This is a genomic window from Streptosporangium sp. H13245 (assembly GCF_055690525.1).
In genome coordinates this window covers 152,999-166,229 of record NZ_JBSZKT010000009.1, presented here as the reverse complement: position 1 = coordinate 166,229, position 13,231 = coordinate 152,999, and the positions used below count along the sequence as shown (strand labels likewise).

The window sequence follows — 13,231 nt, the reverse complement described above, 5'->3', positions numbered from 1 at the left end:
CCGTGCTTGTGCCGATGGTGTCGCATGCCGTTCCCGGCCCAGGCCGGGCGCCCCAGCTCCCGGTCCCCGTGCCGCCGGGCACCCGGTCCGTGGCGGCCGAACCCGTGGTCCCCGCGCCACCCGGCCTCCGGACCTCTCCGCCCGAACTCCCGGTCCCCGTGGCGTCCGAAACCCCACCTCTCACCACGCCCGCCACCCGGACCTCCCCGCCCGGCCCCGTACGCCTCCCCGTAGCGCCCGGACCCGTACCGGTCAGACCCATAGCGTCCGAAACCGGGCTCCTCCGGACGCCCGAGCCCCCACCCGCCACCGCGCCCTCCGGGCCCGTCCTCCCCGTACCGCTCGAACGCCGGATCGTCCGGCCGTTCATAGTCCCAGTCGTCATCGCTCTCGGTGTCCGAGTCCGGCCGCCCGAATCCCCGGTCCCCGGGGCGTCCGAAACCCCACCCCCGGCCGCGCTCGCTCCCCGGATCACGCCGCCAGAACCCGCGACTCCCGTGGTACCCGTGGTTTCCGTGCCCCCACCCCGGATAGCGCCGACCGGCATCCCGCGCCCTGTGGCGCCCGCCGTCCGAGTGCCTCACCCGCCTGGGTCCCCAGTTTCCGCCGCCCTTGACGGTCGTCTTCGAGCGCTCGGCCGTCCGCCCCCCGTTGCCCCAGTTCTTGGTCGTCCAGCCCCCGGCCTGCTTGTGCGTCGAGTGCGCGGGGCGCTTGGCGCCCCAGCCCGTGGATCGTTCGTGTCCCGATTTCGGATGCTGGACCGCGCCGAGAGCGGCCACTCCTATGAGTACGGCTACCACCCCGGCCCGCACGATGCTCACCTGGGCACACCCCCGCCTTCTGATCATTCGGGGGGATGTCTCTTGTGAAACCTCCTACCCGGATTGCCGGGGAGGCTAACGATCGGAAAACAGCCGACGAAGGGGCCGTGACCTGCCGATTCGCCGGGCGCCGTACCCGGTCCCGGGGTACGGCGCACCGCGCTCAGGCGCGACGGGTCTTCGACAGGGTCGCGTAGACGATGATGTTGTCGGTGTAGTGACGGGTCTTGCTGTTGTAGACACCGCCGCAGGTGATCAGCCGCAGGGTCGCCTCGCCGGTGTTGCCGTAGACCCGCTTGGACGGGAAGGCCGCCTTGCTGACCTGCTCCACACCGTCGACCGTGAACTCCGCGAGGCTTCCGTCGGACCGGGAGACCTTGATCTTGTCGCCGCGCCTGATCTCCTTCAGCCTGCTGAAGACCGCGGCCCCGCCCTTGGTGTTCACGTGCCCGAGGACCACCGAGGGCCCCTGCTGCCCGGGAATCGGGCCGTGCTTGTACCAGCCCGCCTGGTTGGGCCTGCTCAGCGGAGGCGTCTGGATCTCCCGCTTGGAGTCGACACCGAGCGCCATCAGCGGGGCGAGCACGCCGATCTTCGGGATGGCCAGCCGCCGGGGCGTCACACCGTCACTCTTCAACGGCTCCGGAGGCATGGTCACCGGCAGCGGCGGCGGCGCCGTGGGCGCGGCGGCCGTCAGCGGGGCGTCCAGCCCGCCGGGTCCCACCGCCGAGGACGGTGTCACCCCCGCGGGCTGCTGGCCCGCGACCGGGACCTCCTGGATCTGCAGCTCGTTGCCCGCCGCCTGCGGCACGGGCGGTCCGTACGGCGCGTCCTCCGCCGCCGGGGCCAGGTACGCGAGCAGCCCGGCCATGATCGCGGCCACCCCGCCGAGTGACCCGGCCACGAGGAGCCCGGCCATCAGCATGCTCCCCTTGGGCTTGGGAGCCGGACCCCGGCCGTGGTAGGGGTCCGGACCGCCCTGCTCGGGTCCTTGATACATCCGGCGCCTCCTTCAGCTGTCCCTCTGACCGCGTGCGTGTGCCGCCCGCCGCCTCATCAAGGCCACACCGCCCAGCGCGCTTCCCGTCACCATCACCGTGCCCGCGCCGAGAAGCCCCAGCCCGGAGCCCTCCCCCGGGGCCTCACCCGTCTGCGCCCCGCCGCTGGGCGTGATGAGCACCTGCGGGGTGGAGGGGGTGGGCCTGGTGGGGGTGACGGTGGCGGTCACGGTCAGGGTCGGCCTGGGCGTCGATGTGGTCGTGCTGGTGGTGGTGCTGTTCGTCCCGATCGTCTGGTTGCCGTTCTGGCTGCCGCTCGCGCTCGGGGTGATCGTCGGCGTGGGGGTGATCGTCGGCGTGGGGGTGATCGTGGGGGTGGTGGGAGGGAACGTGGGGGTGGCCGTGGTGGTGGGCGGAGGAGACCCACCCGGCTCGGAGATGGTGACGTTCACCGAGACCGGCGCGCTGACGAGCGAGCACGTGGCCCGGTAGTCGGCCGGAGGGTTCGCCAGCTCCCTCGTGATCACCCGGAAGGCGTCGACCTGCGCGAACTTTCCGGCCTCCAGGTTCGTGACCTGGAGGGTGTGCTCGCCGTACTTGAGGCCGTTGAACCTCCACAGCGTGAGCCCGCCCTTGTGCGCGGCGTTCGTCGGCGTGCCGTCGGGGTCCTTCGAGGCGTCGATGGAGGACGGCGTGGCGTCCTGGCCGTCGATCTTGAACCCGACCTGCCCCGCCTCATTGCTGCGCCGGGCGATGTACTCGATCCCGGTGCCGGTGAACTTGAAGGTGGCGAACGAGTTCACCTTGTCGGTGCGGTGCAGGTCACGGCCGTGGTCGCCGATGCTCAGCGCCTCGTCGTTCAGCTCGTACCAGTCGCCCGCCGCGTGGTAGGTCACCTGGGGGTCGTCGTTGTTGACCACGACCTCACCGGCCGGGGGCATGAAGTCCACGAACAGCTTCCGAGGGCTGACGTTGACCGTGCCCGCCTGGGTGGTGTGGGCGAAGTCGGAGATCCCGTCGGGGAGCTTCAGGACCTTCCCCGGCTGCAGCTTGCCCGGCTGGTCGACGGCGCCCTTCGGCTGCAGGACACCGGTCCAGGTCCCGGAGAGCTGTACGTTCCCGGTGACCAGGACCTTGCCGCCGGGGCCGAAGTAGCCCGGCGAGCCGAACCTGGCCGGGTCGCCGTTCTTGTAGTTGAGGGCCCAGCCGATGTTGAGCGGCTGCCCGACCGTGAGCGCCGTGGGAATCGACACCTTCGTCCGGAGGTTCACCACGCTGGTTCCCAGGGCGATCCCCCCGGTACAGCTGTAGTCGACCACGAGTTCGGCATTGCTGGCACCGGACGCACCGGTGGGCAGCGCGACCAGCGCGCCGCCGAAAAGGCACAGGGCCGAAACCGCGAGAGACCTACGGAGCCCAGATCGCCACCGAACCACCACACACTCCGATCACGAAGGCTGCCGTCAGCAGGCATACCCATAGCACACCGAGGGTAGATCGTACGGTTTCCACCATCTTCGGCGCAGCGAGATCGCGGGTGGATCCACAGACCGTGGCGCACTTGTGATCTGGATGTACCTCCACATACCTCCGCACGCCATGCGAACAGCATGAGATCGGGCTGTACCTGGTAGTAACAGAATCGTATTCTGTGTCACGAGTCATCATGAGCCGCCACAAGTCATCATGAGCCGTCGCGAGTCCCTGGGAGGCACACCATGCAGCGAGACCTCTTCGAGGAGGAGCACCGGCTCTTCCGCGAGACCGTGCGCGAGTTCCTGGCCCGCGAGGTGGCGCCCCACCACGACCGGTGGGAGAAGGACGGCATCGTCCCCCGCGAGGTGTGGAAAAAGGCCGGAGAGATCGGGATGTTCGGCTTCGGGGTGCCCGAGGAGTTCGGCGGGGCCGGGATCACCGACTTCCGCTACAACGCGGTGATCGTCGAGGAGGTCATGGCGATCGGCGCGACCGGCCTGGGCTACTCGCTGCACAACGACGTGATGGCGCCGTACTTCGTGGACCTCACCAACAACGAGCAGAAGGCCCGCTGGCTGCCCGGGTTCGTCTCCGGCGAGCTGATCACGGCGGTCGCGATGAGCGAGCCCGGCGCGGGCAGCGATCTGCAGGGCATCAGGACCACCGCCGTACGCGACGGCGACCACTACGTGATCAACGGCCAGAAGACCTTCATCACCAACGGCATCAACTCGGACCTGGTCGTCGTGGTCGCCAAGACCGACCCGGCCGCGGGCGCCCGGGGGATCTCACTGCTCGTCGTCGAACGGGGCATGGAGGGCTTCAGCCGGGGCCGCAACCTGGAGAAGATCGGCATGCACGCCCAGGACACGGCGGAGCTGTTCTTCGACAACGTCCGGGTCCCCTCGGCCAACCTGCTGGGCCCGCAGGAGGGACAGGGCTTCTTCCAGCTCATGGCCAACCTGCCGCAGGAACGCCTGTCGATCGCGGTGATGGCGGTGGCGGCGGCGGAGACGGTCCTGCGGACGACCATCGAGTACTGCAGGAGCCGCACGGCCTTCGGCCGGAACATCGGCAGCTTCCAGAACACCCGGTTCGTCCTGGCCGAGATGGACACCGAGGTGGACATCGCCCGCCTCTACGTGGACAAGTGCATCCTGGCCCTCAACGCCAAGGAGCTCACCGCCGTGGACGCCGCCAAGGCGAAGTGGTGGACCACGGAGCTGCAGACCAAGGTCATCGACCGCTGCCTCCAGCTGCACGGCGGCTACGGCTACATGATGGAGTACCCCGTGGCCAAGGCCTGGGTCGACAGCCGCGTCCAGACCATCTACGGCGGCACCACCGAGATCATGAAGGAGATCATCGGCCGCTCCTTCGGCTTCTGAGACCGGCCTCCCGCAAACCGGACTCCTGAGACCGATCTCCAAGATCAGCCACCCGAGAAGCGCCCATGGGACACCTCACGGGGAACCGCCGCCCGCACCACCGCGAAACAGCGACTCCCCGCGACCGTCCCATCGAAACCGCCGAACCCGGGACCCCGAACCGAGGCCGCCAGGCCGGGGCCGTCACTTCTCGGTGATGTCCTCGACCTGGACGGCCACCCCGTCCCTGATCGTCACCTTGGCGATGAGGACGCCGCTCTTCTTGATCGCCGCCTGCAACTGCTCCACCGAGCAGCTGTACGGGGCCGTCCCCTCCTCGCAGACCAGCCCCCGCGCGTCGCGCACGACCGTGTACGGCAGCAGGAGGGCCTTCACCTCCCGGTCGCTCTCGGAGGTCACGGTGATCCCGTCCACCCCGCGCAGGGCGATCTGCCCGATTATCGTGGCGTCGACGTCCCGGCTCCCGGGAATGCTCACGGTCGGCGACGCCGAGGCGAGGGCGTCGATGTCCGGCGACGCGGACGGGGAGGCCGTAGGAGACGGGGATGGGGAAGGGGATGGGGAGGGTGTGGCGGAGGCCACGGGGGACGGGGTCGCGGAGGCCGTCACCGTGACGGTGGCCGTGGCGGTCGCCCCGGGCGTACCGCTCCCGCCCGAACATGCGGAGAGACCTGCGGCCAGAGCTGCCACCAGCAGGGCACGCGTTACCTTCGATGTCCTGTTCACGAAAGGTAACGATCCCATGGGTTGGAGAATGCCTTTACCAGCCGCACGGGCGGCCCAGCCGACGCATACTGGTCAGCGGAGACTCCCCCGAGGTGGTGACGATGGACAGCGGACTGATTCTGCTGATCTTCCTGGCGTTCCTGTTCGCCTGGGGCCTGAACCGGGTGCGCCGCGCCTTCCGGCTCGGCCCGGTCGCGTACGTCGGCGTCATGGTCGTGTTCGTCATCGCGATGCTCGCCATCTGGGGACAGACCGTCCGCTGACAGGCCCCAAAAACCAAAAACCCCGGAGAAAGCCCCCCGAGAAGCCGTACGCCACCCCGCCTACCGGGACGCCTCCAGCAGCACGCTCGCGACCAGCTCGGGGTCGTCGGTCATCGGCAGGTGCCCGCAGCCCTTGAGCAGCTTCACCCGCTGCCCCGACCATCTGGCCGCGCGGATGGCCTGCCGTCGCGGGAGCAGCCGGTCGTGCTCACCCCAGGCGATCGTGACCGGCGCCTTCGGCGGCGCGGGAGGCATCAGCCCCGCGAACGAGGCGAGGGTCTCGTCGAAACCGGAGGCGTCCCCGAGCGCCTGGAGGGCGGCGAGCAGCACCTCGGGAGGGAGGTTTCCCGGCCGGGCGACCATGACACCGGCGCAGAGGGCACGGCCCAGCGGGTCTTCGGCGAGGGCGGCGACCCGTCCGGGAGGAAGGCGGCGGGCGGAGGCCCTGGTGGCGCGGAGGACGGCTCGCGCGTACGCGAGCTCGCTGCGGTTCCAGAAACCGGCGGGAGAGAGCGCGGTGGCCGAGCGGACCACCCCGCGCGAGGCGAGTTCGAGGGCGACGTAACCGCCCAGGGAGCTGCCCGCCACGTGAGGGTCGCGCAGGCCGAGCACCGCGAAGAACGCCCCGATCGCGTCCGTCAGGCTCTCCGCCGTGTACGGCGTACCGGACGGCAGCGGCGGCGAGACACCGAAACCGGGAAAGTCGACGGCGATCACGTCCCGTTCGGCGGCGAGCCGGTCAAGCACTGGCAGCCATGCCTGCCAGTGATGCCCGATCCCGTGCAGCAGGACCAGGGGAGGACCTGTCCCGCGCCGTTCGAACGCCAGCTCCATGCCCCCGAGTCAACCACCGATCGGGGACGTGTTCCAGCTCCGCCGGGTGTGACTCAGCGCGACCTGGTGGGGATCTCGAACCAGACGGCCTTGCCCTCCTTGGTCGGGCGGGAACCCCAGCGCTTGGCGAGCTGGTCGACGAGGTAGAGACCCCGTCCGCCCTCGTCGTTCTCCCCCGCGCTGCGGATGCGCGGCAGCCGGAGATCCTGGTCGAAGACCTCGACCCAGACGGACTCCCCGCCCCGGCGAAGCCTGAGCGTGAACTCCTTCTCGTTGACGATCTCGTCCTCGAAGCCGGGGACGTCCCAGGACTCGTCGAACAGCGGAGGGCCGTCCATCGTCAGCTCCCTGCGCGGGATGCTGGCGCTGGCGGCGTGCAGCACGACGTTGGTGACGACCTCGGAGACCAGCAGGCAGGCGAGCTCGGCCCGCTCCTCGGGGACGTTCCAGCCGACGAACGCCTCCGAGGCCATCCGCCGCGCCTCCCCGACCATGATCGGCTGGGCGGGGAAGGTGCGCTCCTCGACGGCCAGGTCCTCGGAGGCGGACCTGAGCACGAGGATGGCCATGTCGTCGTCGATCTCACCGGGCACCGCGACGGTGGCGGCGTCGGCGATGCGCTCGACGGAGGCGTCACTGATCTCGATGAGCTTGCCGCAGAGCTGCGCCAGCGTCTCCTCGACGTTGGGCGGCCTGCCGTCGGCGTCGCGGATGGGGCGGCGGTCGACGAGCCCGTCGGTGTAGAGGAGCAGCGCGGCCCCGGGGGGCAGCGTCCGCGTCTCCTCCTTGTAGACGAGGTCGGCGTGCATGCCCTTGGCCCGCACCCCCAGCGGCTGGCCGACCTCGCGGATGTCCAGCTCGGTGCAGGTGTTGCCGATCAGCAGCAGCGGAGGGGCGTGACCGGCGTTGGCGAACGACAGCTGCCGCGACCAGGCGTCGTACACCAGGTACTGGCAGGTGACGATGGGCGGGACGCTGATGTCGGTGCCGCTCTCGTCCTGCTCGGGGGTGGCGATGATGCGCGTCCACTCGTCGAGCCTGGCGAGGATCTCCGCGGGCGGTTTGTCGTCCTGGGCGAAGGCCCGCAGGGCCGCCCGCAGCTGCCCCATCACCGCCGCGGCCTTGGCGCCCCTGCCCTCGACGTCGCCGATGACGATGCCGACCCGGCCCGCCGACAGCGGGATGACGTCGTACCAGTCGCCGCCGACCTGGGTCTGGATGCCCTGGCCGTGGCTGGCCAGGGGCGCGGCCGGGAAGTAGCGGACCGCGATCTCCAGCCCGTCGAGCTGCGGCAGCGCGCGGGGCAGCAGGTGCTTCTGGAAGGACTCCGCGGTGTGCCGCTCCTCCTCGAACAGCAGGGCGTTGTCGACGGCGAGGGCGACCCTGGTGGCGATGGCCCCCACGAAGTCGCGGTCGAAGGCGTCGTAGTGCGGGCTGCGCCGGTCGGTCAGGTTGGACAGCCCCAGGTACATCAGCCCAAGGGTCTCGCCGCGCACGCACAGCGGCGCGACGATGGCCGAGGTCATGCCGATCTCGGCGGCGAGGCGGGTGTTGGCCTCACCCGGGCTGGGATAGTTGGTCTGGGAGAAGTCCTCGACGAGGATCGTCTCCTGACGGCGCAGCGCGATCTCGGCGTAGTGCCCCACCGGGTAGCGGATCTCCGCCCCGAGCGGCGCCCAGGTGTTGGGCGGCGGGCTCCAGCCCTGGACGTGGGTGGAGACCCTGCGGGTGAGCCGCCCCTCCTCCATCAGCTCGATGAAGCAGTGGTCGGCGAACTGCGGGACGAGCATCTCGGCGACGCGCTTGAGCGTCTCCTCGACGTAGAGCGACCCGGCGAGGCGCTCGCCGATCCGCTCCAGCAGGCCGAAGCGGTCCTTCTCCCGCTCGTTGCTGCGCATCGCCTCGCGGGCGGTGATGACGATGCCCGTCACCGCTCCCGAGGGATGCCGCAGCGGCACGGCCTGCGCCCGTACGTAGATGATCGTCCCGTCCCCGCGCCTGACGTCGAACGTGCCCTCCCAGACGCCGCCCTTGAGGACGTGCTTGGAGAGCTCGACGGCGAGCGGGTGATCCTTCTCCATGATGCCCAGGGAGAGGGACTGGTCACGGGGCCCCGAGGTGCCGGGGCGCCCGAACAGCCTTTCCGCGAAAGGGTTCCAGTAGAGAAGGTTGCTGAACCTGTCGGTGACCACCACCGCCATCTCGGCGTGATCCAGGACGGAACCGGCCGTAAGGTGATCAGCGGCGTCCTGGGAAACATCCCCCCACCGCTTCATCCGGTGACCGCCCCTCGTGGGCGGGTGTGTGCAAAGCGAACCACGGTTGCTCCTGCAGTCTCGGCCTGGGAGCGGAGGGACTCCCGAACGGGATCCAACCGAGCTAAGGGGCCTCGGTCAGCGTGTGGAGACGAAAACGTGCGCGGCAATCTCCCGCGGAAGATCCGCAAGAAAATTGTCGGCCTCGTCGTCACCTGTCACCCGCACACCGTCGTCGCTCGCCGCGAGCGTCACCTCGCGTCCGGGTTGTATCCCAACTTGCTTGAGTTTAAGCATCACAGCCGGATCGCTTTGCACTTGTTCGCTAATTCGGCGCACGACAACGGGTATATCTCTGGGTCCGGCCATCGCGGCCATCGACGGCAGCGACTCCAGTTTCCCGGCGGAGAGGCCGATGACGCCGAGTTCCTCAAGACCGGGGATCGGATTGCCGTGCGGATCCTCCGTGGGATTGTTGAGCAGGCTGACGAGCCTGGCCTCCACGGACTCGGACATGACGTGCTCCCAGCGGCACGCCTCGATGTGCACCTCTTCCCAGGGCAGGCCGATCACCTGGGTGAGCAGGCACTCGGCGAGGCGGTGCTTGCGCATGACGCGGGTCGCGAGCGTGCGTCCCAGGTCGGTCATGGTCAGGTGGCGGTCACCCTCGACGCGGACCAGGCCGTCGCGCTCCATCCGGGCGACCGTCTGGCTGACGGTGGGACCGCTCTGCTGGAGGCGCTCGGCGATGCGCGCGCGCAGAGGGACGATGCCCTCCTCCTCCAGTTCGAAGATCGTACGAAGGTACATCTCCGTCGTGTCGATCAGGCCGTGTGCGGTCAAGGTTCCTCCCGTCCTCTCTCGATGCTACGTCCATCGCGCGGTGTTCCCGGGAGGGCGACGCGGGACCTCTGAAGTCTGAGAAGACGACCCTATTGGGAGAACAGCCCACGATGACAAAGGACGGCAACGCCGGAGGGCGCCAAATCCTTCCCTAGCTGCTCAAACGCTACGCGCGAGAGGGCGATATTTTCTGAAGGCCGGGACGGCCAGCCCCACCGCGACCACGGCCACCGCGCAGGCGACGCCGCCGCCCACCCAGGCCCAGGTGGCGCCGAACCACGAGGCGGTGCCCCCGGCCCGCAGATCCCCCAGCCGGGGACCTCCCGCGACCACCACCATGAAGACCCCCTGCATCCTCCCGCGCATGTCGTCGGGCGCGTGGGTCTGCAGGATCGTCTGCCGCCACACCGCGGAGACCAGGTCGGCGGCCCCGCCGAACGCGAGCAGCGCGACCATCAGCCACAACTGGTCGGCGAGCCCGGCCGCGGCGACGGTGAGCCCCCACGCGGCGATCACGTACGTGAGCGCCAGCCCCTGGCGCCGGACCCGGCCCACCCAGCCCGACAGCAGGCCGCCGAGCACCGAGCCGATGGCGATGCTGGCCGACAGCCAGCCGAACGCGACCAGGGAGCCGCCGAAGCGTTCGTCCACGATCTCCGGGAACAGCGCCCTGGGCAGCGCGAACGCCATCGCGATCAGGTCGACGACGAACGACATCAGCACGACCGGGTGCCCGGAGACGTAGCGCAGGCCGTCCACGACCGACCGCAGCCCCGGGCGGGTCACCTCGCCGACCGGGTCGAGCCTCGGCAGCCGCACCGCGGCGTAGAAACCGGCGCCGAACAGCAGCGCGTCGATCAGGTAGGCGGCGGCGAAGCCGCTCTGGGCGAGCACGACCCCGCCGAGCAGGGGCCCGATGACGGTGCCGAGGCCGCCCACCAGGAAGTTGAGCGTGTTGGCCGCGGGGATCAGGTCGGCGGGGACCAGCCTGGGGATGATCGCGCCCCTGGTCGGCCCGGTGATGGCGAATCCGGTGGCGTGTACGGCCACGGTGGCCAGCAGCAGGCCGACGCTCGTCGAGCCCAGGGCCGCCTGGACGAGGAGCGCGAGCGTCCCCGCCCAGGCGATCAGCGCGCCGACCAGCAGGAGCCTGCGCCGGTCGACCGCGTCGGCGATCGCGCCTCCCCAGAGCCCGAAGACGATCAGGGGGATCAGGTTGGCCGGGCCGAGCATGCCGACCCAGAAGGATGATTTCGTGATGTCGTAGATCTGGGCGCTGACGGCCACCGAGGTGAGCTGGAAGCCGATGAACGACACGCCCTGACCGGCCCAGAGCCGCCGGTAGGCGGGTATGGCGAGCGGGCGCGCGTCAGCCGCGTGCCTACGGACGAAATCCCCGAAACCCACCCTGTTACCTCTCTACCTGACATACATGGATATATCAGTAAAGAGGGGGCAGGGTGTCAGGGAGCCAGACGTTCGACGACCCAGGTGGCGCCGGAGCGCCGGTAACGGAGGCGGTCATGCATGCGGTCGGTGCGCCCCTGCCAGAACTCCACCTCGGACGGCACCACGCGCAGCCCGCCCCAGAAGTCGGGGATCGGCGGATCCTCCGGCCAGCGCTCGGCCAGCTCCTCGTAGCGGGCGTCCAGCTCGTCCCTGGAGTGCACGACCGCCGACTGCCGCGACGCCCACGCGCCGATCCGCGACCCGTAGGGCCGGGACCTGAAGTAGGCGGCCGACTCCTCGCGCGGCAACCGCACCACCCTGCCCTCCACCCGCACCTGGCGGCGGATGGAGTGCCAGGGGAACAGCAGGGCGGCCCGCGGGTTCTCCGCGAGGTCCCGGCCCTTGCGCGACTCGTAGTTGGTGTAGAAGACGAACCCGTTCTCGTCGTAGCCCTTGAGGAGAACGGTCCTGGCCGTCGGCCGCCCGCCCGCCGAGGCGGTGGCCAGGACGGTCGCGTTCGGCTCGGGAAGCCCGGCGTCCACGGCGTCGCCGAACCAGAGGGCGAACTGTGAGAAGGGGTCGGATGCGAGGTCTGCCTCGATCAGGGGCAGTCCCTGGTACGTGCGACGAAGGCCCGCCATCGAAGGCGGTCGCGATGTGGCGTCCACGGGAAGGTATTCTCGCGTGCCGAGCAGGAAGCCCGCGCGGCGCCCCCCACCTGGGGCGATCGCGTTCCGGCGGGTCCGGCGGCACACCGCCTCGGCCCAGGGGGTTGAATATGACCCGCCGGTATCTCGACATCAAGGCTTTGACTTCAAGAAAGGGAGGCAGCCGAGAATGTCCGACTTCAAACCCGGGCTCGAAGGCGTTGTAGCTTTCGAGACGGAGATCGCGGAACCGGACAAAGAAGGGGGCGCCCTTCGTTACCGGGGCGTCGACATTGAAGAGCTGGTCGGCCGCGTCTCTTTCGGACACGTGTGGGGCCTGCTCGTCGACAACAAGTTCCAGCCGGGCCTGGCCCCGGCCGAGCCCTACCCCATTCCTGTCCATTCCGGTGACATCCGCGTCGACGTGCAGAGCGCGCTGGCCATGCTGGCCCCCGCGTACGGCTTCAGGCCGCTGCACGACATCGACGACGCGCAGGCCCGCGCCGACCTGGCCCAGGCCAGTGTGACCGCCCTGAGTTTCGTCGCGCAGTCCTCGCGCGGCCTGGGGAAGCCGATGGTCCCCCAGAGCGAGGTCGACAAGGGCGGGAGCATCGTCGAGCGGTTCATGATCCGCTGGCAGGGCGAGCCCGACCCCAAGCACGTCAAGGCCATCGACGCCTACTGGACGTCCGCCGCCGAGCACGGCATGAACGCCTCCACCTTCACCGCCAGGGTCATCGCCTCCACCGGAGCCGACGTCGCCGCGGCGCTGAGCGGTGCGGTCGGCGCCATGTCCGGGCCGCTCCACGGCGGCGCGCCCGCGCGCGTGCTGCACATGATCGAGGGCGTCGAGCAGCTCGGCGACGCCAGGAAGTACGTCCAGTCGGAGCTCGACAAGGGGCAGCGCCTCATGGGCTTCGGTCACCGCGTCTACCGTGCCGAGGACCCCCGGGCACGCGTGCTCCGCCGTACCGCCAAGGAGCTCGACGCACCGCGTTACGAGGTCGCCGCGGCGCTGGAGAAGGCCGCGCTGGAAGAGCTGCACGCCCGCAAGCCCGACCGGGTGCTCGCCACCAACGTCGAGTACTGGGCGGCGGTCATCCTGGACTTCGCCAAGGTGCCCTCCTCCATGTTCACCTCGATGTTCACCTGCGCCCGCACCGCGGGCTGGGCCGCCCACATCCTGGAGCAGAAGCGCACGGGCAGGCTCGTCCGCCCCAGCGCCGACTACGTGGGTCCCTCCCAGCGCTCGGTCCAGGACGTCCCCGGAGCCACCGAGGTCGTTCACTCCCTCTGAAGTCCCCCTCCCGTACGGCTGTCGCGCGACGTCTCGCGCGGCAGCCGTCGCCGGTTCCGGGGTCCCCCGAAACGCTCAGAAGCGTCCTGAAGTACCCCGAAGCGCCCTGAAGTGCTCCGGGGCACCCCGCACGGCCTCCCGCGATCACCCCGCCCCGCCCAAAACCGCGCCACGGCTCGTCTCAGAATCCGGACCCTGTCCTGGATCGACGCCCGGGCTCAGTAGGCTGGTCAG

Annotated in this window: 11 protein-coding genes; 3 read left to right on the top strand and 8 right to left on the bottom strand. The window is 69.9% G+C overall.

All coding sequences use genetic code 11. The annotated features are described in order from the left end of the window. Window positions 1-984: 984 nt before the first annotated feature. Both ACW9TB_RS17620 and ACW9TB_RS17615 read right to left on the bottom strand, forming a co-directional pair. Window positions 985-1,821 carry a class F sortase gene (locus ACW9TB_RS17620; protein WP_472749105.1) on the bottom strand — a complete coding sequence of 279 codons (837 nt, stop codon included), beginning with the start codon at window positions 1,819-1,821 and terminating at the stop codon, window positions 985-987. 12 nt (window positions 1,822-1,833) lie between these two features. Beyond that, window positions 1,834-3,093 (bottom strand): hypothetical protein, encoded by a 1,260-nt coding sequence (locus ACW9TB_RS17615; RefSeq protein ID WP_472749104.1) that lies wholly within the window; start codon window positions 3,091-3,093, stop codon window positions 1,834-1,836. Between the two features lie 444 nt (window positions 3,094-3,537). Here ACW9TB_RS17615 and ACW9TB_RS17610 point away from each other — a divergent pair, with 444 nt between their 5' ends. After that, window positions 3,538-4,683, top strand: a complete 1,146-nt coding sequence (locus ACW9TB_RS17610) for an acyl-CoA dehydrogenase family protein (RefSeq protein WP_472749103.1) — start codon at window positions 3,538-3,540, stop codon at window positions 4,681-4,683. Window positions 4,684-4,866: 183 nt separating this feature from the next. Here ACW9TB_RS17610 and ACW9TB_RS17605 read toward each other — a convergent pair whose 3' ends face one another. Then, window positions 4,867-5,160, bottom strand: coding sequence for a hypothetical protein (locus tag ACW9TB_RS17605; protein WP_472749102.1), 294 nt, complete (start codon window positions 5,158-5,160; stop codon window positions 4,867-4,869). A 350-nt stretch (window positions 5,161-5,510) separates the two neighbouring features. Here ACW9TB_RS17605 and ACW9TB_RS17600 point away from each other — a divergent pair, with 350 nt between their 5' ends. Beyond that, window positions 5,511-5,672: a hypothetical protein gene (locus tag ACW9TB_RS17600; protein WP_329089849.1), complete on the top strand. Its 162-nt coding sequence runs from the start codon at window positions 5,511-5,513 to the stop codon at window positions 5,670-5,672. Window positions 5,673-5,732: 60 nt separating this feature from the next. On the opposite strand, the gene ACW9TB_RS17595 is transcribed toward ACW9TB_RS17600, so the two are convergent. The 5 genes from ACW9TB_RS17595 to pdxH form a co-directional block, all read right to left on the bottom strand. Beyond that, a complete protein-coding gene (locus tag ACW9TB_RS17595) occupies window positions 5,733-6,506 on the bottom strand; it encodes an alpha/beta fold hydrolase (RefSeq protein WP_472749101.1) in 774 nt (257 codons plus the stop codon). 53 nt (window positions 6,507-6,559) lie between these two features. Next, window positions 6,560-8,782, bottom strand: coding sequence for an ATP-binding SpoIIE family protein phosphatase (locus ACW9TB_RS17590; RefSeq protein WP_472749100.1), 2,223 nt, complete (start codon window positions 8,780-8,782; stop codon window positions 6,560-6,562). A gap of 117 nt (window positions 8,783-8,899) precedes the next feature. Continuing rightward, window positions 8,900-9,604: a metal-dependent transcriptional regulator gene (locus ACW9TB_RS17585; protein WP_472749099.1), complete on the bottom strand. Its 705-nt coding sequence runs from the start codon at window positions 9,602-9,604 to the stop codon at window positions 8,900-8,902. A 159-nt stretch (window positions 9,605-9,763) separates the two neighbouring features. Then, on the bottom strand, window positions 9,764-11,011 hold the full coding sequence (locus tag ACW9TB_RS17580; protein WP_472749098.1) for an MFS transporter: 1,248 nt from the start codon (window positions 11,009-11,011) through the stop codon (window positions 9,764-9,766). Between the two features lie 56 nt (window positions 11,012-11,067). Then, complete coding sequence (pdxH, locus tag ACW9TB_RS17575; protein WP_472749097.1) at window positions 11,068-11,694, bottom strand: pyridoxamine 5'-phosphate oxidase; 627 nt, start codon at window positions 11,692-11,694, stop codon at window positions 11,068-11,070. Window positions 11,695-11,890: 196 nt separating this feature from the next. On the opposite strand from pdxH, the gene ACW9TB_RS17570 reads away from it, so the two are divergent. Then, complete coding sequence (locus ACW9TB_RS17570; RefSeq protein ID WP_472749096.1) at window positions 11,891-12,997, top strand: citrate synthase 2; 1,107 nt, start codon at window positions 11,891-11,893, stop codon at window positions 12,995-12,997. The last annotated feature ends 234 nt before the right edge of the window (window positions 12,998-13,231 follow it).

Bases quoted from the DNA above. Each gene is read 5' to 3' on its own strand.
- ACW9TB_RS17620 (WP_472749105.1), bottom strand. From the start codon at position 1,821: ATGTATCAAGGACCCGAGCAGGGCGGTCCGGACCCCTACCACGGCCGG.
- ACW9TB_RS17610 (WP_472749103.1), top strand. From the start codon at position 3,538: ATGCAGCGAGACCTCTTCGAGGAGGAGCACCGGCTCTTCCGCGAGACC.
- ACW9TB_RS17600 (WP_329089849.1), top strand. From the start codon at position 5,511: ATGGACAGCGGACTGATTCTGCTGATCTTCCTGGCGTTCCTGTTCGCC.
- ACW9TB_RS17595 (WP_472749101.1), bottom strand. From the start codon at position 6,506: ATGGAGCTGGCGTTCGAACGGCGCGGGACAGGTCCTCCCCTGGTCCTG.
- ACW9TB_RS17590 (WP_472749100.1), bottom strand. From the start codon at position 8,782: ATGAAGCGGTGGGGGGATGTTTCCCAGGACGCCGCTGATCACCTTACG.
- pdxH (WP_472749097.1), bottom strand. From the start codon at position 11,694: ATGGCGGGCCTTCGTCGCACGTACCAGGGACTGCCCCTGATCGAGGCA.
- ACW9TB_RS17570 (WP_472749096.1), top strand. From the start codon at position 11,891: ATGTCCGACTTCAAACCCGGGCTCGAAGGCGTTGTAGCTTTCGAGACG.